The sequence below is a fragment of the Microcoleus sp. D3_18_C4 genome (assembly GCF_036702355.1).
In the GTDB taxonomy this organism is placed as follows: Bacteria; Cyanobacteriota; Cyanobacteriia; order Cyanobacteriales; family Microcoleaceae; genus Microcoleus.
Map to the genome: position 1 here is coordinate 57,892 of NZ_JAUBTF010000034.1, position 19,063 is coordinate 76,954.

The 19,063-nt window shown below is 44.7% G+C and carries 16 protein-coding genes; 9 read left to right on the plus strand and 7 right to left on the minus strand.

The window, feature by feature from the left end; translation table 11 throughout:
• Positions 1-85 precede the first annotated feature (85 nt).
• From QUA90_RS17720 to QUA90_RS17735, 4 genes are all read right to left on the minus strand, one after another.
• On the minus strand, positions 86-1,012 hold the full coding sequence (locus QUA90_RS17720; RefSeq protein WP_333321617.1) for an Rpn family recombination-promoting nuclease/putative transposase: 927 nt from the start codon (positions 1,010-1,012) through the stop codon (positions 86-88).
• 37 nt (positions 1,013-1,049) lie between these two features.
• Entirely contained in the window at positions 1,050-1,796 is a 747-nt protein-coding gene (locus tag QUA90_RS17725; protein WP_333389278.1) for a HEAT repeat domain-containing protein, read from the minus strand.
• Between the two features lie 323 nt (positions 1,797-2,119).
• Positions 2,120-2,656, minus strand: coding sequence for a GNAT family N-acetyltransferase (locus tag QUA90_RS17730; protein ID WP_333446820.1), 537 nt, complete (start codon positions 2,654-2,656; stop codon positions 2,120-2,122).
• A 4-nt stretch (positions 2,657-2,660) separates the two neighbouring features.
• Positions 2,661-2,864, minus strand: a complete 204-nt coding sequence (locus QUA90_RS17735; protein ID WP_333080852.1) for a hypothetical protein — start codon at positions 2,862-2,864, stop codon at positions 2,661-2,663.
• Positions 2,865-2,999: 135 nt separating this feature from the next.
• Here QUA90_RS17735 and QUA90_RS17740 point away from each other — a divergent pair, with 135 nt between their 5' ends.
• Both QUA90_RS17740 and QUA90_RS17745 read left to right on the plus strand, forming a co-directional pair.
• Positions 3,000-4,361 (plus strand): calcium-binding protein, encoded by a 1,362-nt coding sequence (locus QUA90_RS17740; RefSeq protein WP_333446823.1) that lies wholly within the window; start codon positions 3,000-3,002, stop codon positions 4,359-4,361.
• Positions 4,362-4,574: 213 nt separating this feature from the next.
• On the plus strand, positions 4,575-5,933 hold the full coding sequence (locus QUA90_RS17745) for a lipase family protein (protein WP_333446824.1): 1,359 nt from the start codon (positions 4,575-4,577) through the stop codon (positions 5,931-5,933).
• A 324-nt stretch (positions 5,934-6,257) separates the two neighbouring features.
• Here QUA90_RS17745 and QUA90_RS17750 read toward each other — a convergent pair whose 3' ends face one another.
• Entirely contained in the window at positions 6,258-7,622 is a 1,365-nt protein-coding gene (locus QUA90_RS17750) for an MFS transporter (RefSeq protein ID WP_333446826.1), read from the minus strand.
• Positions 7,623-7,750: 128 nt separating this feature from the next.
• Positions 7,751-9,820, minus strand: coding sequence for an Eco57I restriction-modification methylase domain-containing protein (locus QUA90_RS17755; protein ID WP_333446828.1), 2,070 nt, complete (start codon positions 9,818-9,820; stop codon positions 7,751-7,753).
• A gap of 201 nt (positions 9,821-10,021) precedes the next feature.
• Between QUA90_RS17755 and QUA90_RS17760 the strand changes: the two genes are divergently transcribed.
• From QUA90_RS17760 to QUA90_RS17775, 4 genes are all read left to right on the plus strand, one after another.
• Positions 10,022-11,389 carry an AAA family ATPase gene (locus QUA90_RS17760; RefSeq protein ID WP_333446830.1) on the plus strand — a complete coding sequence of 456 codons (1,368 nt, stop codon included), beginning with the start codon at positions 10,022-10,024 and terminating at the stop codon, positions 11,387-11,389.
• Entirely contained in the window at positions 11,382-12,164 is a 783-nt protein-coding gene (locus tag QUA90_RS17765; protein ID WP_333446832.1) for a hypothetical protein, read from the plus strand. Before QUA90_RS17760 ends, QUA90_RS17765 begins: the two co-directional genes overlap by 8 nt.
• A 4-nt stretch (positions 12,165-12,168) precedes the next feature.
• Complete coding sequence (locus QUA90_RS17770; RefSeq protein WP_445300119.1) at positions 12,169-12,318, plus strand: alpha-E domain-containing protein; 150 nt, start codon at positions 12,169-12,171, stop codon at positions 12,316-12,318.
• A gap of 83 nt (positions 12,319-12,401) precedes the next feature.
• Positions 12,402-14,015, plus strand: a complete 1,614-nt coding sequence (locus tag QUA90_RS17775; protein WP_333446834.1) for a family 10 glycosylhydrolase — start codon at positions 12,402-12,404, stop codon at positions 14,013-14,015.
• A 551-nt stretch (positions 14,016-14,566) separates the two neighbouring features.
• Here the strand turns inward: QUA90_RS17775 and QUA90_RS17780 are convergent.
• Complete coding sequence (locus QUA90_RS17780) at positions 14,567-15,931, minus strand: calcium-binding protein (protein ID WP_333446836.1); 1,365 nt, start codon at positions 15,929-15,931, stop codon at positions 14,567-14,569.
• 359 nt (positions 15,932-16,290) lie between these two features.
• Between QUA90_RS17780 and QUA90_RS17785 the strand changes: the two genes are divergently transcribed.
• The 3 genes from QUA90_RS17785 to QUA90_RS17795 all read left to right on the plus strand — a co-directional run bounded on the left by QUA90_RS17785 (position 16,291) and on the right by QUA90_RS17795 (position 18,997).
• A complete protein-coding gene (locus QUA90_RS17785) occupies positions 16,291-17,493 on the plus strand; it encodes a sensor histidine kinase (RefSeq protein WP_333446838.1) in 1,203 nt (400 codons plus the stop codon).
• A 117-nt stretch (positions 17,494-17,610) separates the two neighbouring features.
• Positions 17,611-18,270: a response regulator transcription factor gene (locus QUA90_RS17790; protein ID WP_333321580.1), complete on the plus strand. Its 660-nt coding sequence runs from the start codon at positions 17,611-17,613 to the stop codon at positions 18,268-18,270.
• 379 nt (positions 18,271-18,649) lie between these two features.
• Positions 18,650-18,997: a Uma2 family endonuclease gene (locus QUA90_RS17795; RefSeq protein ID WP_333446841.1), complete on the plus strand. Its 348-nt coding sequence runs from the start codon at positions 18,650-18,652 to the stop codon at positions 18,995-18,997.
• Positions 18,998-19,063 lie beyond the last annotated feature (66 nt).

The window sequence follows — 19,063 nt, forward strand, 5'->3', positions numbered from 1 at the left end:
CACAAACACAGTCCGCCTGTGGCAAATAAAGAATGAAGGGGGTATTAAAGCCGGATTTAGTATCAGGAGTGCAAAAGTTATAAATTCATGCGGAAGCCGAGTCAAGCCAAGCTATCAAATCCTCTTGACTGGTAAAATCTAACAAGATTTCTCCTAAATCCTCTAATTGTTCGAGAGATAACTGCCGAATGCGAGTTTTAGTTTCTGGTGGGATTTCGCCAGTGCGCCGCCGGAGTAGACGCAGGATTAATGCTGTTTGCCCCTCAATTAGACCTTCTTGGCGACCTTCTTGGCGACCTTCTTGCATCCCTTTAATAACAGCACCGCGTTGGTCTTCAAAAAACATTTCCCGCTTTTCCAATTCCTCTAATTCCTTAAGGGTTAAATTAGTTCTGCTGGCGATGGAAAAAGCTGTTTGAATTTCGGGCATTGATGCAAATTTTTCGGGAATTTCATCGAATAGGGGAGCGTTTTTTATAAAATAAATCCAGCTTTGAATTAGGTTTTCTACTTGTTCCAGTTCTTTGTTAAACTTGGGCAGTTCGACAAACACTAATTCGATTTCTCTGTTATAATACTCGAAGTTTTCTTCGAGTTCTTTAAATACAAAATGGGTGAGAAATTTTTCTGTATTTTCAAAGAGAATAAAATCTGTAATTGTTAAACCAATCAGAGGATTTAATTTAGAGTATCCTTCCCTGGGTCTGAGTTGAGTTGCGTAGGTTTTGGTGGCATTGTACACTACCCGTTTAGTAAAAGCTTCTACATTTATTACCTGCATTTCAATAATCACAGTTTTGTTGCCTGTAATTTTGGCTTTAACATCCAGGTAAGTGTCTTTTAATCCAGTAACGCTCGGCGCGGCGTAAGGGTCAATAATTTCTAAGTCTTCAATGGTTGGCTCTGCGTCATAGAGCATAGCATTGAGGAAGCTAATCAAAATGTCTTTGCTCTGGGGCGAAGCAAAGATTTTTTTGAAACCAAATTCTGTTTTAGCACTGATGAAAGGCATAATTAGTAATGGGTAATTAGTAATTGGGGCGTTTCAATCACAAAAGTCCTTCCATTTCTAAGTCTTCAATTATCTGCAATCCGCGCGGGTCGCCAACTCGCAAGAGCGAAGATTTAGCATCTTCCCGCACGCCCATATCTTCATCTTCTTCTAAAGCTTCAATCAGACCATCGATCGCCCCAGCGTACACTATATTATTCGGCAATTCGCGAGCCAGTTGCCCGATCGCCCAAGCGGAATTACTTCGCACAGCAGATACAGCATCTCCCCGCAGCGCTTCAATCAACGGCGGAATCGCCGCAATCACCACATAGTAACCAACTTTTGCCATTTGACCCAGAGAACTCGCCGCCCACAAACGCACCGCCGAAATATCAGTTTTCAGAGCATCAATTAAAGATGGCAAAGCGCGGTGGTCGCTGCAATTTCCCAAGGCCCAAACTACCCCTTTGCGAACGTAACCGTTCCAATCGCGATTAAGCTGAAGAATCAGCGGTTCCACAGCATCGGGACTCGGATTTCGCCCCAACGCATAAGCCGCGCTCACTCGCACCAAGGGGCAACCGTCTCTCAATAAATTAATTAAATGCGAAATTGCTCGATCGTCCTGCAGTTCGCAAAAAGCCCGCGCCGCAATCATCCGGTGCTGAGGTTCCGGGGATTCCAGCAAAGGCAGCATTTCCTCTGGATCTGGCAGCGGGGGTTCGGATTCGTCAAATTGATCCAAAGGGCTTTCCAGTTCCGTGTCAGTATCAAGGGCGTTGGAGTAGTCGTTATTGTTCATAAAAAAACTTTACCGCACAGAGGATGCTCCTAAGCAACTCAGTCAGCAGTCACCAGTCAGCAGTCAATAATTGTAGGGTGCGCGCGATATTGCACCATTGTCAGCAACAGGCTTTCGGGCCTGTTCCACAAGAAGAAAATTTATCTTTTGTGGAACAGGCCCAAAAGCCTGTTCATAAAAGGCTAATTGAGAATGGTGCAACATATGAGTTACTACAAACGAATATCTCTGCTTTTACTTAAGTTGGTAGTGAGGAATTCAGTCCTCATAATTTGGATGAATCAGGACTTTAGCCCTGATTCCCAACCAGTAGAATTTATTTTTCAAAGAGACTTGAGCATCGAGACGGAATGACTTTGATAGCCTAATTTTTGATAGAGATTCACCGCCGGCTGATTGCTGAGAAATACTTGCAAACCAATTTGCCGATCGCCCCTTTCCCGCGCCCAATTTTCAGCATGAATAACTAAAGCTGCACCGACTCCTAGACGGCGATGTTCCGGTGCTACGTACAGCAAAAAAATGTGAGCGTAGCGTTCTCCGGTGGTTTGGTCGATCGCATTTCCCAACCACAAACATCCGACAACAGATTGGAGATTTTGGGCTTGAGATGAGGGATTGAGATACTGCGAGGGAAGCGCCGGCAAAATTTCTGCCTCTTCCTGGGTGTTTTTCTGGCACTCTACCCACCAAACCGGCGTCTGGTTAGAAAAATACTGCTCGACAGTTTGAGCCAAATGTCCCAATTCCCCATCCGGGTAAAGCTCTCGGTAAGTCCGGTGCATAAACTTTACCAGTTTTGCTCGATCGAGTCCCGATCCCGATCGCAGCCAGTAACCCGGTATTAGTTGAGCAGACATCAGCTCAGCGGACACGGAGAGCCGCATCATTTAGCCCCAAGAACATTGGATTGACTACTGCCGCTTGCTTTTGGGGGATCGCTTCCTCAATCGGTGCCGGGGCAGCCATGTCACCAGGCAAAAAGATGCGAGCACTGACTGCTACCAGAGCAGCGAAAAATACTAATACCGCTATTAATGGAGCAATGTATTGACGAATGATACCCATAACCGCAAAAACTTAATTCTTGAGTTGATATTATCAAGTGTACCATACAAATCTTGTCAGCTATAATTGCTGCCCTTGGACAATTAGCTCAAGCCTGAGCGCTCGCAAATACCAACAAACAGAAAATATAATATTATGAGTGCCTCGCCTGCTGTTTATGAAGCTCTAGCTAAATCAATTGTTTTTTTGAATCAAAAGCCGAGTGCGCAAAATGAAGTTTCGACTTTCCTAGATACTAATGGCTACTATATCGATCGCATATTCGACGACCCAGAAACCAACTTTTATGCGATCGGATTCGGTTCATCCAATCCCGAAAAGCCGCCCGTCCTCGTATTTAAAGGTACAGACTTCATCGACGGCGACGCTATCTTTTCCGACTCGCGGGACATTGGTTTACCTGAATTTGAAAAGAACAAAGATAATATCAAAAATTGGCTCACAGAAATCGGTCAAAATACTGGTAAAAACCCCAGCAAATTATTGCCAGATGTCATCGGACACAGTTGGGGCGGAGCAGTCGCTCAAATTGTAGCAACCGAATACACATCTCTGACCGGAGATATCTTTACTTTCAACTCTCCGGGAGTCTCCGCGAATACATTCACCAGTTTTCGGAGAAATCTCGGCAGAGTCGGCAACAAAAATGTCACTCACTACATTGTCAGCGGAGATTTCGTCAGCTTGTTTGGTGAAGCATTTATTCCGGGTAAAGTATTTATCCAAAGTTTTACCGATCCGAGTATTAATCCCTTAACTGTTTTGGCAAAACATCGAACTGAAAATTTGTTAACTACTCCGCCCGTGGGTTTTTTGCAGAGGCAAATTTCCGTAGAACAATTAAACAGTCCTGAATTTACTTATAACAACGATTCCGATTTTAACGAGTTTATCGGTGCGATGAATTTTGCCCTGCCCAATGTCTCAGTAGCCATCAGAAGCAGAGGCGGTGCAGAGAGTGTGAGAACAGCACCAGAATTTTCTTTTGTGCAGTTGATCAGACAAATGCAGTACGGTTTAGCTCCCTTACAACCGAATTATTTATCAGGCGACGCTCGGAACAATACTGCTACCGGCGGCCCTGGAGAGGATACAGTTATCGGCAACGGCGGTAACGATACTCTCAGAGGCAATCGAGGTAATGACAGCATCATCGGTGGTGATGGCGACGATTTCTTGTACGGCGGCAGAGATAACGATTATTTGGAGGGTGGCGACGGAAATGATTTGGTTTCCGGCGAGTTTGGCAACGATTTTTTAATTGGTGGTGCGGGGCGCGATCGCTTTGTATTGGAATCCGGCGGCGGAGCAGATGTGATTTTAGATTTTCAAGATAGTGAAGATTTAATTACACTGTCGAGGGGTCTAACTTTTCCTCAAGTTATAGTAACTCAAGGTGTTGACGGAGCTTTAATTACTATCCCGGCTACTGGGGAAATTCTTGCTACTCTCAGAGGCGTAGGTGCCAGCGCTATTACCCGGGTAGATTTTGTATAGCTTTAGGGTGCTCAAAATTTGTATTTTTGGTGGCGCAAAACCTGCCTGGGTTTTGTAGCGAGAGTTTTTTTGTATTAAAAAATCTCTATCAATTTGCCCCTAAAAAGCCCATAAAAATGACCAATTAATATGGTCAATAAACGAAGTTTATAGTAAACTTAGTTAAGTAGCTTAAAAACTAATTCCCCCTCAAACGACAGGAAATAAAAAAATATGCCCTCCTCCCCCGCCGCTTACGAAACTATAGCCAAGCAACTTGCTTACATAGATGACCAGCCCCAGTTTCAAACTTTAGTTCAAACAGGCTTGAGTGCTGCTGGCTACCAAATCGATCGCACCTTTGACGATCCCGGAACTGGATTTCACGCGATCGGCTTAATTTCCACCACCCCAGACAAACCGGCCGTTTTAGTATTTCGCGGCACCGACTCCCCCGTAGACGATATTGCCAACGCAGACCCGCGCGGCACCGGTTTCAACCAATTTGAAGCCAACAAACAAGCATTAGGAAATTGGTTGACCGAAATCAGTCAAGATACAGCCAAAAACCCCAGCCGCTTGCCACCAGACCTTCTGGGACACAGCTTGGGCGGCGCCATAACGCAACTAGCCGCCACTGAATTCACATCTACTATCGGAGATGTTGTCACCTTCAATTCTCCCGGAGTTGCTCAGAGTACAGTCAATACATTCAAGCAGAAAGTCGGCCCAGGAAAAAATGTAACTCACTACGTAGTTGAGGGCGATTTTGTTAGTTTGGGAGGAGAAGCTTTTCTCCCCGGAAAAGTAGTTCTTCAAACATTTACTAACCCGATTGTCAACCCACTACTTGTCTTGGAAAAGCACACCCAAAGCGGTTTGTTAACTTCTCCTCCTCCCGGCTTTACTCAGAGAGAAATCTCTGTAGACCAGTTGAACCGCCCTGATTTCACTTTCCCAGATTCAGATTATTTAGAGCTGTTAGCTGGCTTAGACTTTGCACTGCCCGACTTGGCAAGCTCGCTGGAATCGCGCAGCAGTTTAGAGCAATTAAGAACCACTCCGGGAAGCTCATTTTTAGCAAACGTTGTGGCTATGAAAACTGCTCTCGAACTCTCCCAAATTAATAATTTAGTAGGCGACGATGCCAACAATACAGCATCAGGTTTTGCAGGGGACGATATTATCACTGGCAATGGGGGAAACGACACTCTCAGTGGCAACAAAGGCAACGATATTATCAGCGGTGGCAGCGGCAACGACCTGGTATTAGGCGGCAAAGGAGATGATAACTTGAACGGTGGAGAAGGAGACGATACACTCATTGGCGCAATGGGTGCGGATCTCTTAATTGGTGGCGCTGGACGCGACGTATTGGTGTTAGGAGCAGGTGCCGGTACAGATACACTTGTAGACTTTCAAAAGGGTCAAGATTTAATCGGTTTGAGCGGAGGTTTGACCTTCAACCAAGTGAGGGTTACTGCAGGCGATTTTATAACGACGATTGAACTGGCCCGTAATGGCGAAGTTCTTGCCAGTATTCCTGGCATTCCAAGTAGTCCGCTAACAGCTAGTGATTTTATTGCGATTTAGTTGGCGGCTGGCAATACAGATATTCGGTAGGGACACAACATTGTTGTGTCCTTATTTTATGAACGCAAGCGCACATAATTTATACTCCAATACGCTTGGGGTAAGAATAATCTGATTTCCTTTCACAAGTCTGGAACTCTCATAAATGCGTGAAATGAAATTCGTCTGAAAGCGCTAACCCAAGCGTATTGATTTATACTCATTCCATGATTACAAACATCAATATTCCTGTAGGGAGGGGTTGACCGAAATCTCCAAAAGTAGTGCAGACATTGGTAAACCCGACCCGCCCGAATATTATAGTTATAGCGATCGCACTTGATATTAATCGAAATCGTCCAGTCCAGGCCTGGGCATGGATGCTAATTTTTTCTCATCTTCTAGGGGCAGAAAGAAAATCGTCAGCATACCGGGAATCACAGCCAGCGCGCTCATCAAAAAATAATTTTGATAACCGAGACTCGCCTGCAAGTAGCCGCTAAAAACGCCCGGAATCAGCACTCCTGCGGCCATAAAAGCAGTTGTAATTGCATAGTGAGATGCTTCGTATTCAGGGCGGACAGTCCGCATCAAGAACACTGTATAGGCAGCTACGCCAAGTCCGTAAGTAAATTGCTCGATCGAGTTTACAGCATAAGCCCATTCAATCCCCGGTTGATTGATTGCCAACAGCCAATACAGCACGTTAGTCGAATTTTGCAGAATAGCCGTCGGCCACATCCATTTTTTCAATCCTTGTTTGGCAATCAAATAGCCGCCTAGCAACCCTCCTATTAACAAAAACATTACCCCTAAAGTACCGGATAATAAGCCCATATCCGACGTAGAAACTGCTAATCCTCCTTTCTCAACTTTATCCATCAAAAATGGCGGAGCCATTTTAAACGTCAAGGCATCGCCCAAGCGAAAAATCAAAACGTAAGCCACAATCCAACCTATTTTATCTTGCTGAAAATAGGTTTTGAATGCTTCGATAAAGCTGGTTGTTCGTTGGGGGGTGTCGGATTCTAGGTCGTAATTTCTAGGATAGGGAAGATACCACCGCTGAAAGAGATATATCAGCACAAACATAATCGCACAAATGCCAAAGGCTGTCGCCCATCCGTAGTTAAGCGCCGACACGCTAAAATCCGAACCGAAAAGTGACAGCGGAATGTTTTGATATATTTTGGTGTCGCCTGTATTTCCGGTGACTAAATGGTTTTCGGCCAGTTTCCCGGCTAAGAACACCAATAAACCGCTACCGGCAATGACAGCACCTCTATAAGCCGTGTTGCGAACCCCGACAAATAGTGCTTGTTGGTCTTTATTTAGAGTGTTTAAATAAAATCCGTCAATGGCGATATCGTGAGTAGCGGACACAAAGGCGATCGCGGTAAAGATCACAAGTGATATAATAATCGGTGCCGGCGTCAATACACCAAAAGCCAGGAAAGCAAACAGAAAAGCACAAATGATTTCGGTGGTTAAAATCCACTTGCGTTTGGTGGAATACAAATCAACTACCGGGCCCCACAAACCTTTTAATACCCAAGGAAAAGACAAAAGACTTGTCAATCCGATCAATTCGTTGCTGGTCCCCATACCTTTCAAAAAAATCACCGACATTAAATTAACGACGGTGTAAGGGAGACCTTGAGCGAAGTATAATACTGATACCCACAATCCAGCGTTATGCTTTTTTTCCATTGCAGAGATATTTTACCTAGTTACTTATTTGATTTACTGAGTGCGATCGACAATTCCGGTCAATTCAACCCCTGGCATCACAGTATATGTCATTCCGATGCCAGCGGCAGCCATATAAATAGTGCATTTTAGCATCCTTCAGACTCAAAACTATTTTTATTTTTTGAATGATCCTGCAAAAGATTTTCTCCGTTAAAATGATCGAGGTAAGCGCGAACATTCTTGTCCCAGTCAGAAGTGTCATAAGTTCGCAGCAGTTCCAAAGCACTTTCTTCTATCTGATATGCAGTTTTTGGACTATTCACCGGGCGTTCGGGACTGTCAGGATTAACAACAATTAAACCTGCATCGAGAAACTGATGCACAGTCTGGCGACGCACAGTTTCCCGCGTATTTGGCGCATACTTTTTACCGTATTGCTGCTCCATAAATTCCATAATTGGTGTGATTCCCCGAAGTGGAGATTTTGCCGATTCCCAAGCATCCTTTGGCTTGAGGTCAAGCAAAGCCAGAAGGGTTAAGGCGGAACGTTCGTTAAGCTGACCTTTTGGAAAACCCAGCGCTGCAAGTATTTCTAGAGATTCATCAATACGGTTCTTGATTGTCATCGGACTATTCTCTAACGGATTTGTCGCCTTCAGCAGTTGTGTCTCGACAAGTTGATCAATCTCCCGCTGTGTAGGAAATATTTCTCTTATTTGAGCGCCAAGTAAAAGTAATTGCTCTCGATTAGGATACTTCAAAGTGCGTAAATCCGTAGCATTAACTTGAGTATGTCCATTGAACAGTCGAAAAAACTCATCTACCAAACTCGAATTTAGATAAACTGCCAATCCCCGCGCCAGGGTGAGGTCTAATCCGCGTCCCTGTTGGTGAAAGTAATTCAAATGGTTCTCAAAACCCACGCGAGAACTATTAATTTTACTTGCATCCCAGACAACTGCAACAATTCGCTTTTTCTCTTCCTTTGAGGAGAAGCGTTTGCTCAAAACATAATGTTCGTTAGGTACGAGGAGTGCAGCAGTTTTTTCCGTGACAGCTAAAGCTTGATGCTTTCTCGTTGCTGTGGGATATTCAACACCGCCCGCCGAGAAGTGTGCGGGATAAATCAGCGGAACTGTACCATTTTCAGGTTTTAGTCGCAAGTCAGAGCGAACACGAAAATCTACAACTTTTCCCGTCGAAACTGTTAAGCCTAATTCCTCTAAAGTGCAAGTAAATTGAGCCATTTGCTCTACTACTTTCTGGCTGACAGAATCCGGTAAAATCCGAATAAACTGCTCGGAATCTTTGGGATTAATTAGGGAGGTATAGGGCAGTTGGTGAGACAAAACCAGGTCATCGTCCGCGCTGCCGCTTGAGATAATTAGTACAGTATCTGGCTGTTCTATTTGTTTGGTGGCGCGCACAATAATAGTTTCTTGCAGCACCGCATCATCGCGAAATGGCAACTTTCGGGATTCAAAGATGTGTACTTGGCGTAAAGCCATCATTTGAAGGAATACTTTGCGGAAATCTCGAAAGTATAAACCGTTGCAAAAGCTGCGGGGAGTAATGGACACTAATTCACCGTTTGGTTTGAGCAGGTGAGCTGCAGCAACTGTGAAGCCGGCGTAGAGATTGCTGGTTTCTAGTCCTATAGAACGCAGCAAGGTTCGGGCTTGGGATTTAGCGTCTATCTTGGCATAGGGAGGATTGATAATTGCATGGGTAAATTCCCGTTTTACTGGTTGTGTAAATAGATTGGGCTGCAACATATCGGCGCTGTCTTGAATAAAATCTATTTCGCGAACCTCACAGGTAAAAGATATCCCAAAACGCTGACATTCTATACTGCACAATTCTAAAGTTTGCTTGAGGTATTCAATCAAAATAAGGTCAATTTCATAAGCTGTAACGTGCAGGCTGTGCGGTTTGTTTTGGCGCTGACAAAGTTCGCAAACAACTGCTGCTAACAGGGAACCAATTCCTGCACCGGCATCTAAAAGCGATATATCGGGACAGTTAAATTCAAACATTCCCGCCATCAAACTTGCGACTGAGGAAGGTGTTAAAAATTGTCCCTTTTCTCCTCTCTGGCTTTGCTGCAACTTTCGGGTTGCTTCTTGGCGCCAGCCATCTACTCGATCGAGTAAATTGCTTGCAGTTGAGTAGCTGTTACCCGGAAGGGCTAGGGTTTGAAAGTGCGGTAGTATCATTTGTTCAAAAAGTGCGATCGCCAGTTCAGTTTATTTTCTCCCAAAATTTCACCGATGTGCGAAAATGTCAAGCGCACTCGAAAATATATAACTTATCCAAAAGTATGTTGACTGTTCATATAGCTAGATCGGGAGGTAGCTAACGATGACACAACCTCAAACCAAGCGTTATGATTTTACTTAAGTATCTAGGTCTAAATCATGACAACTATCAACTGGAATGAAGTTTTAGATAGTATTTCAGAGAATGCAGAAGAGCCAGAAGTCGAAGATAGATTTGTCAAACGCCTTCTAAATGCACTTGGATTCAGCTCTGATGAGTGGGTACAACAGTTTAAAACAGGGAAGGGTCCTGTTGATTTTGCTGCTCGCAAGAATCACGATGAGGATAAATTTTCAGTTGCTAAGATTAACCCATACTTACTCATTGAAGTTAAAGGGAGAGTATCAGGAAATGCCATCATTAACTTAGCAGAAGGTACTCCCGCGTACAAAAAAGCTAAAGAACAGATAACAGGTTATCTTCTTGCTCCTAAGTGCCAAACATCTCAATGGGGTATTATCACTAACTCAACAGATATCCAGCTATTCCGCAAACATGGTAAAATCGTATTGCCTGCTACTGACTGCATGAGGATAACCAAAGATAATATTATTAAAATTATTACTAGAATTAAGAACTTGCTGGAAAACGCACCCAAAGCTTTAACAATTTGCATCTATAATGATAAGGGAGGCGTGGGAAAAACTACAACGACAATCAACTTGGCTGCGATTCTTCGACAACAGCATAAAAAAGTGCTTGTTGTTGACTTCGATCCACAACAAGGAGATTTAACAGATTCATTAGGCTTACAGGAGGGAAAAGTTAAATTATCTCAGTGCCTGGTTGATGAAGCATTGAATGTTAAAGAAACTCTTCAAGCATTTAATCTGAAGGATAAAGCAGGTCTATTAGTTAAGGTATTTGATGTCATCCCATCTGATTCAGGATTATCGAAGTTCATGGCTTATGATTGTGAAGCACTAATTGATAAAGGTTCAGCAAAGCTGCGAAATTTGCTTGAGATTTTTGTTCGTAATTATGATTACATCTTAATTGATGCACCTACGAACTGGACTTTTTTTAGTAAAAGCTGTGTGATAGCTTCTGATGTAATCCTCATGCCAACAGAACACAATAACTTTTCATCTTTAAAAAATGCTGCTAAAGTTATTAAAGAATTCTTGCCGGAAGTTAAGAAGCTTAGGCAGGACGGTGGCCCTATTGCCTTGCCGATATTTTTCAATAAACATAAAGAAAGCGAGGCTTCAATCAAAAGAGCAAATGCAGAAATTAAAGCAATTCTTACACTGAAGAAAGGAGAGAATTATATTCTCGATTCTAATTTGTTACCCTATTATTGGCCTAAATCTATAAAAACGGTGATTGACACAACTATATTCAGTGTTCCAGAATATGAAGTTGTTTCAAGTGCAGCTTTTTCTCGAAAACCAGCGGTTTTTCAACACAAAAAAGCCGCTGAATATTACTTAAAATTAGCGAAGGAGTATTTTTTGTATGAGTAATTCTGAGAACATCGGTAAGTTAATGCACTTGAAGTTATCTAAAATTGAGTCAGCAGAACCCTGCTCTGAGTCAGAGTTTATCATTGCCGGAGCCGCCGAAGCCGTATTGCAAGCAGGTAATCGCAATTGGATTCCGATTATCGTTAAAGAAACAGGCGACTATCAGTATCAAGTTGTGAGCAATCACTTTGTCTATGCTGTAGCTCAACAAGCCAAATTAGATTTAGTATGGTGTATTGTCATTGACCCAAAACCATCAAATATTGAACAAGCGAAGATTCTAGCGCGAGAAGCAAATCCCACAGTCAATCTGAGTACAGCATCAAAAGATACTATTATAGCTGTACTTAAATACTTAGTTAAAGAGCATAATTGGAAGAATGTAAAACCAGTTGAAACAGCCAATAAAATTGTAGATTCTAACCGCGAGCAATGGTCAGATTTCACCCCCCTGACTAAGTTACAATGTGGTTTGACTAAGGCTAGATTAGATTTTATTGCTAAAGTATTTTCTATATCACCGCCACCGCCGCCTCCTCCTCCTCCTCAAGCAGTTAGTGTGAAACGTGCATCTAGAGATGAAATTTTCGACCGCCTCAATTACTTATCCACTAATAAAATAGGCGGCTTTGAAAATATTGATGCAGAAAAAACAGCCGATGCTATCTTCACCGCGAATAAAGGCAAGTGGAAAAGCCTCAGTCCAATTTCCAAACTTGAATGCGGCATTGATACAGCCAAAATGAAAATCATTAAAACCCTATTTAGCCTGTAAAACTATGTTAAGTGGTGTAGCGGATTCAATTTACTTGCTCAACCGCTATATTGAAAGATCGAAAAATATCGCCCATTTTGCCGAGGTCAATTTTCATCTCATTCTCCACTCTCCCAGCGATATTACTCAACTATTTACCGATCTGCCCACTTAATGTACCATTGTGCGAAAATGTCAAGCGGACGCTCAAACCAAAAGTCCGTAAAGGACTGTTAAACGCTCTCTCACACATTTCTGATGCGAAATACCAAAACATTCTTTTTGTCAAGCTTGTTCCTGATTGGCTTAACAATTAGTTTTCTGCTGACTCCTGGTTGGTTCTCAAACTTCCCATCCCGCGCTAGCGCAACTATGCCCCCGCAAACCCAAACCGCCGAATTTCGCGCCTTCTGGGTGGACGCCTTCAACCCCGGCTTCAAAACCCCTCAAGAAGTCACAAAATTGATCGCAGACGCGCAGCGGGCCAATGCCAACGCGATCGTCGCCCAAGTCCGCCGCCGTGGCGATGCTTTTTACACGAGTGCGATCGAACCCCGCACCCTCGATCCCAACGTTCCTGCCGGTTTCGATCCCCTGCAAGATTTGATTGACAAAGCCCACGCCGCAGGCATTGAAGTACACGCTTGGATGGTGACGCTGCCAGTGGTTTCCGGTAGCAAACTTCCCGCCGGTCACGTTTGGCAACAACACGGGCCTTCTGCCCCAGGAAATGACAATTGGGCGATGCTGACTTCGAGTGGCGAATCACCCGGTTTCCTCGATCCCGGCCATCCAGACGCCGTAGATTATACTGTTTCCGTCTATTTGGACTTGATCAAGCGCTACGATGTGGACGGCGTACAGTTGGATTATGTGCGCTACGGCGGGCCGACTTGGGGCTACAATCCGACTGCGATCGCCCGTTTCAATCAGCAAACAGGTCGATCGGGCAAACCCGCACCCACAGATCCCGCGTGGATGCAGTGGCGGCGCGATCAGGTGACAAATTTAGTGCGGAAGCTTTATGTAGAAAGCCTTGCGATTAAACCGCGCGTTAAAATTACCGCCGCCACGATCGCCTGGGGAGACGGCCCGAAAAACGATGCAGGATGGTATCAAACGCAGCCCTACAAAGAAGTATTGCAAGATTGGCGCGCTTGGCTGGAAGAAGGGATCGTAGACATGGCGATGCCGATGACTTACCAGCGCGAGTACAAACGATCGCAAAAACTCGCTTACGACAACTGGATCGAGTTCGCCAAAGACCACCAATACAACCGCCAAATTGCGATCGGCCCCGGCAATTACCTTAACTACATCGAAGACACTCTAGGCCAGATTCGTCGCGCCGAACAGCCGTCTGCGAAAGGGAATCACGTAGCGGGTACGGTGCTGTATTCCTACGCTAGCAGCAACGTGTACACGAATGTGGAACTGCGATCGGGCGGTAGCGGTGATTTGCCCCGCCAGCCTTGGAAATACGTTCCCCAAAGCAACGATTTGTTTTACACCGCCCTTTCGCAGCCGAGTCAATACGTTGATGCTGCGACGGGCAAAACCTTTCAAACTCAGCCTGTGTGGGCGACAGCAGCAGCCGTTCCCGATATGCCTTGGAAGTCGCGGCCGACTACAGGTGCGATCGCCGGAAATTTGCAGCAGTGCGCTCAAACTTGCGACGGTGCGAGCTTGACATTGCAGTCGATCGATGCTGCTGGCCAGGTGCGCCAACTGCGCGCGGATGGTAAAGGATGGTTTGGGGCGATCGAGCTTTCTCCGGGAACTTATCAGTTGAAAGTTGACGGAAGTCAAATTCAACAAACAGTTAATGTTGCCGCAGGTGAAGTCACAAAAGTAAATTTTGCTAGTTTGTAGCGTGTCAGCTTAGTCGGAAATACCCCAGGGTTAGTAAGGTGCTTATGGCGTACCTTACTAATTCATGAATAATCTATTTATAACATTCATTTAAATAATAATGCTAATAATTGCAGTCGGTTTTAACCGACTTAGGATGCGAATTAAATAATTTACACAAGTTTGTCGGAAGTAGGGGTTGGACACTCTTAGCCCGCCCTTTCTGGACGGGCGGGACGCCGAGCCCACAAGAACCATAAAAATTCTAAGTTATTTAATTCTCATTCCTTAAGCTATGAGGCAGGGGTTTAAACCCCGGACTGCCAGAAAACGCTTTAAGCTGACAGCATGAAAACAAGTTAGGCTGAAACTATTACCGCAAACTATCTTATAGCGCCCGATCCAGCTGACAATATCTTAAATTTCAAGCCACAACGGCTGGCGTTTCTGGTATTCCCCCAATATTAAACTGCGGGCAATGTTTGGGTCGATCGCCAAACGGTGTTGTGTGTTTTTTGTGCCACACAACACCGTACTCGATTCAAACTTAAAGCAGTGCGATCGCCTGAAAACTAGCTGAATTTAAATTGCGCTGAATTGTTGATATTTAGACCAGAGGGTGCATCTTGAACGATCCCGATCAACTCAAGGGGCTGTGCAAATCCATTGTTCTTGAAAATTCCCACATCTTGAGCTGCACTCCCTCCTTGCAGGGAACCAGGGACGGGTCGGAGCACGTAGCTATTGCTCGACCCACCCAGTTGAATAACATCCTCACCGATTCTGAAGTCTAAGATGCGGGCAAAATCGCTCAGACCATCAATGCCAATGTTACCATTGAAAAAGTCCGCAGCATTGTCTAACAAGCCGTTGCCATCATCATAATTAATTTGCCCGAGCTCTCCGAGCACAAAAGTATCTGCTTCTGCACCGCCAATTAGCACATCAAATTCACCCTTGCCTCCTCCTCTTTCGGCACCTGTAATTCGATCGCTCCCGTTACCCCCGGAAAGAACGTCACTTCCTCCATTACCAAATAGCTCGTCGTTCCCGTTACTGCTTACGAGAATATCATTTCCGTTACCACCACTAGCATTGATGTTTGCTGATACATTAGTTGTATTCAGGCGATCGTTGCCTTCTCCCCCCGTGAATTGGATAAATTCGACACCGCTTGTCGCGCCTAGATTGCGGACACTTAACACATCATCGCCACCGCCACCGTTAATTGCATTGAAACTCTCTATGCCTGTGGTTGTTAAGGTTACGGGGACGAGATTGGTGCGCTGCAATACAATGTTCAAGCCCGATTGGGTGATATCAATATTATCCCCTTGCGCGATCGAACCGTTGAATAACAAGTTATCGCGACCGCTGTCGCCTTGAATCAGATCGCTGCCGTCGCCATCCACCCATTGAAAGTTGTCGTCTCCGCTGCCACCAATCATCGTATCGTTGCCCTTATCGCCAGCTAGGAAATCAAACCCATCGCCACCTTCTAGCAAATCCGTATCGTCGCCACCTCGAAGGTTATCATTTCCTAATTCTCCTCTTAAAATATCGAATCCGGCTCCACCAAGTAGGCGATCGTTCCCCGCCCGGCCCGAGATGTCGTCACCGCTAGGGCCACCATCAATCAGATTGTCCAAACCGTTGCCAGTTAAGACATCTTGATTGTTACCGCCAATTAAGTTTTCAATACCGATGAAAGTCCCGCTACCTCCAAAAAAAGTTGCTTTGTTCGTCTCTAAGGAAGCATTTATGTTATTGCCAAATCCCAGATAAGTCGCTGTATCGTTTCCGTTTCCACCATCCAGAAGATCGTCCCCAAAAAAACCGCCAAACAGATTATCGTTTCCGTCTAATCCCCGCAGGGTATCGTTACCAGAAGTACCGTTCAGATTGTCGTTGCCGTTGGTTCCATTAATTACAGCCATGTTCGTTGCTCCTAGATATTAAGTGAATTATTGAGGCAAATCAAAACTGTTTGCTTTGGTTTGCTATGTCACAATCTTAGGAAATCAACTCTGTTCAACACATCTGAAAAACGTCTCGATTCTGACATCAACGAAATGAGTATTCTCGATCGCCCCCTCATCTGCCAAAAGTTGCGATCGCCCATCACTGCCGAGTCCGATGTTCGCGCTTCCTATCCCGATCGGCTATAACTTTAGTCATAGTTCCGCGGGGTGGCATCAGCGAAAGTTAGAAAATTGCCGAGTTTTATCGACATTCACTCTGACTTGCAGTATTTTTGGGGAATATTTGAGACCCAGAACTACTGGAGACCCCTGCCATGACTGCGCTCGCATCCCTACTAAAAACCCAACCTCAACCATTTCGCTTTCTGCTGTACACCGAATGGATCATGTTAGGAAGTTGTGGAGTGATGGCCGCCATCGAAGCGTGGCAGCGTCAAAGTCTTCCCGTACAGCACATTCTGATCCTGATCTCCCTGGGCTTGATGGGATGGATCTTACCTGCGGGCAAAACTTCCTTTCGCTATCTCTATACGGCGATCGAAATGAGTCTGATCTTCTACGGAACTACCTTGGGATATCTCCATATCCTACCGACGCTGTATTTAATCGTCTTAATTCGCAGTTGTTTTTTATTTGAATCCCCCGGTCGATGGATTGTGGCAGGTCTGTCGCTGGTAATGTATATGTTTCATCAAGTTCAGTATCTTCAAAGAGTGATACCCCTAATGTTGCCTAATGTCGAGCAACAGCAAATTTGGATGCACCAGACGGCAGAATTGTTGATGTTTGGATTGGGGCTATTTTTCGTGTCGCAGTTGGTCAGTACCTTACTAGCAGAACGCAGAACCCAGGAACAACTATCGCAAGCCCACGCACAGCTACGGGAATATGCCCTGCAAATAGAAGATTTAGCAGCGGTTCAGGAACGCAATCGCATTGCAAGAGAGATTCACGATTCCCTGGGTCACGCCTTGACTTCGCTCAACATTCAACTGCAAACCGCCATGAAACTCTGGCAACATGACCCAATAGAGGCACAACCGTTTTTGGAACAAGCCCAGCGACTCGGTAAGGTGGCGATGAAAGAAGTTCGACAATCGGTAAATGCGCTAAGGGCAGACGCAGAGGCAGAAGAACCCTTGGAACAAGGGATTGCCTCGCTGATGGAAGACTTTCGCCAGAGTACGGGTGTCACTGTTACCAGCAGCATTTGCGTGGAAGTTGTGTTACCACCTCAAGTTGTCAAAACGCTATATCGCATCGTGCAAGAAGCGTTGACCAACATTTGCAAATACGCCCAAGCTACCGAGGTTCGCCTGCAATTGCAAACAACGTGCGATCGAGTGCTTTTGACTCTTGAAGATAACGGGCGGGGGTTCCAATTAGAAAGTGGTACTGGCGGGTTTGGATTGCGAGGGATGCAAGAGCGAATTGCTTCTCTCAACGGAGAGTTTCACCTGGAAACATCACCCGGAGCGGGGTGTAGAATCGATGTTAGCCTGCCGTTAAGTAGGTAGGCGAAAATAAATTACTTGATGTAACAAAGTGTAAAATTAACGTAACCTCTTTTGGCGTTTTTTCTTTGTCTGTGTAATTAAGAACTATCATGGGATAATACATTTTAGGAATATCCCATGATTCGTCTGTTGTTAGTTGACGATCAGCAGCTTATCTGCCAAGGACTCAAGGCTATGTTAAGCCTAGAATCAGATTTAGAAGTGATTGGAATTGCCCACAACGGTAAAGCTGCCATAGAGCAAGTCGAAGCTCTCCAACCCGATGTTGTATTAATGGATTTAAAAATGCCCGTGATGGATGGTAGAGAAGCAACTCGCCTGATCTGTCAGTCATTTCCCAACACGAGTGTCTTGGTTTTAACTACTTTTGATGACGATGGATATATTGTTGATGCGATGCGAGCCGGAGCCAAGGGCTATTTGTTGAAAGATATGCCATCGGAAGAGTTAGCACAAGCAATTCGTTTGGTGCAATCGGGTTATACTCAACTGGCTCCTGGTTTAATGGATAAGCTAATAACAGGATTTTGTGCAGCACCTACGACTCCAACACCTACTACTCAACTCTCACAACTCCCTGCAGTGGCACAATTAACCCCGCGCGAACAAGAGGTATTGCGGTTGATTGGTAAAGGTTTAGCCAACCGAGATATTGCCCAGCAGTTGTTTATTTCTGAGGGAACAGTGAAGACTCATGTCACTCATTTACTGAATCGGTTAAACTTGCGAAATCGATCGCAGTTGGCAATTTATGCCCATTCTGCGATCGAAACCTGAATCACTTTATTGTTTTTTTATTAACCGCAGAGGGCGCAGAGATCGCAGAGAGAGGCTGCACAATCCTGATCTGATTACCGCTGCATACTTTACCTCAGCTACAATCAAATTATCCTGGATGGAATTGCGATATTTTTGGTGAAACTAGGCTGATAACAGAAGCCCCTTTTACGATCCACAAATGGACAGTTAAAAAATATCAGATGCTGGGAGAGATGGGATTTTTTCACCCAGAGGAGCGAGGTGAATTAATTTTAGGAAATATTATCAAAATGAGTGCGAAAGGAACTGCTCATACTTGTGCTACTAGACGCACGGCGACACTGTTGCGCTAAATTCTCGAAAACCAGACCAGGCTGCTGTCTATACTCAATATCCGATCGCCCTCGATGACAATTCCGAACCAGAACCGGATATCGCTGTAGTTATTATCGATCCGTTTGACTGCGCCACTCACCATCCGACTCCATCAGAAGTATATTTAATTATTGATGTAGCAGACAGCAGCTTAGCTTACGATCGCAAAATTAAGGGCAACATCTACGCGCGATCGGGAATTGCCGATTATTGGGTATTAAATGTGGGCGATCGACAACTTCACGTTTTTCTAGAACCTACTGAAAATGGCTATCAAAGCGAAGTAATTCTTGGGGAAACTACGAGCATTTCACCGATCGAATTTCCCGCTTTCAATATCGCAATTCAGGCAATGTTGCCCCATTCGTAACAAGTTAGAAGGGAGTATATTTTGTCAATACCTCTTTGTATAGAAATCTAAGTGAATAATAATGAT